We start from the raw sequence: 1556 nt of genomic DNA on the forward strand, positions 1-1556 counted from the left end.
GCACGACCGGCTGGGGCCGCAGCGCGCCGTCGAAGCGCTGCTCGAATGGCTCGAGCCCGGTCATTTCCCGTGGCGCCCGTTGCCCGAGGTGCGGCTCGTGCAGGCCGTCGAATCGCTGCGCGAACGGGCCGCCGATCCGCAGGCCCCGAGCCTCGTACGCGAACTGGCCCGGCTGGCCCAATTGTATTTAGGGCAACAAGGCGAACTGGAGGCCGCACGCCGCATCGAGCAGCACGTGATCGCGCTGGAGCAGGGCCTGCACGCCATGGAGGAGGGCAAGCGCGGCCACGGCGCGCCGCGCCGCGCCGGCGAACCATCGCCGGATGCGCTGGACGACAAGCTGTCGCGCCTGCAGGAACTGATCGACAGCCGCAGTCCCCGCGAGGCGCGGGCACTGGCGGACAGCCTGCGCTCGACGATCCTGCGGCCGAGTGTGGCGCATCCGCTACGACGGCGCGGCGCCGCGATGATCAAGCAGGTCTACCTGCAGGAAGGCGACAAGGACGCGCTGCTGGCCTTCACCCTGGACGAGGTCTCGTCCCTCGAAGGCGCCCTGATCCAGGCGGCGGAAGGGCGTCCGCTGGTGGCGGGCTGACGTCGCGGCGGGGCGTGCGGCGGCGCGTCCGGGGGGGCAATAAATGTGACGTCCGATTGGTCGATCTAGCCGTTGCTTCAGGTAAAATCGCAGGATGCGTATCCTTATCAGTAACGACGACGGCTATCTCGCCCCCGGCATCAACGCCCTGGCCGATGCGCTCGCGACAGTCGCCGACATCGTGGTGGTCGCGCCCGACAGCAATCGCTCGGGCGCGTCGAACTCGTTGTCGCTGGACCGTCCGCTGTCGGTGTCGAAGGCTGCCAATGGGTTTTATTTCGTCAACGGCACCCCCACCGACTGCGTGCACATCGCGTTGACGGGGATGCTCGACGTCCGCCCGGACCTGGTCGTCTCCGGCATCAACAACGGCCAGAACATGGGCGACGACACGCTGTACTCCGGCACGGTGGCGGCGGCGACGGAAGCCTATCTGTTTGGGATCCCGGCCATCGCCTTTTCCCAGGTGCATGGCGGCTGGGCGGAGGTGGAAGCGGCCGCGCGGGTGGCGCGCGACATCGTGCTGCGCCGTTTCGAGATGCTGGACACGCCGTTTTTGCTGAACGTAAATATCCCGAACCTGCCGTACGAACAGGTGGGACCGCTCGTGCCGACCCGCCTGGGCCGGCGTCACCAGGCCGAGCCCGTCATCCGCGGCCAGGATCCGCGCGGGCGCGAGATCTTCTGGATCGGCGCGCCGGGCGCCTGCCGCGACGCGGGCGAAGGCACGGATTTCCACGCGACGAGCCAGGGCTGCGTGTCGGTGACGCCCCTGCAGGTCGACCTCACGCACCGCGACCAGCTGGACCTGCTGCGGCGAGGGCTTGGATGAGCGAAAAGCGCAGCCAGTTTCCCCTGCCGCTCTCGTCCGTGACGGGCGGCGGCACCCGAAAGCCCGCTGCGCCGGCGCCGGTCGCCACGCCGCAGACGGCGACCCAGAACGCGCGCAACAGCCAGGCGC

Annotated in this window: 1 protein-coding gene and 1 pseudogene; both read left to right on the plus strand. The window is 69.5% G+C overall.

Annotation, left to right across the window (positions count from 1 at the left end; all coding sequences use genetic code 11):
- A pseudogene (locus ACEN88_RS31305) lies at positions 1–595 on the plus strand (tetratricopeptide repeat protein); the annotation flags it as partial.
- Positions 596–689: 94 nt separating this feature from the next.
- Complete coding sequence (surE, locus tag ACEN88_RS31310; protein WP_413346005.1) at positions 690–1427, plus strand: 5'/3'-nucleotidase SurE; 738 nt, start codon at positions 690–692, stop codon at positions 1425–1427.
- The last annotated feature ends 129 nt before the right edge of the window (positions 1428–1556 follow it).

This window comes from Massilia sp. CT11-108, assembly GCF_047302915.1.
GTDB classification, from domain to species: domain Bacteria; phylum Pseudomonadota; class Gammaproteobacteria; order Burkholderiales; family Burkholderiaceae_D; genus Telluria; species Telluria orientalis.

Coding starts and splice junctions, on each gene's coding strand:
- surE (WP_413346005.1), top strand. CDS start 690: ATGCGTATCCTTATCAGTAACGACGACGGCTATCTCGCCCCCGGCATC.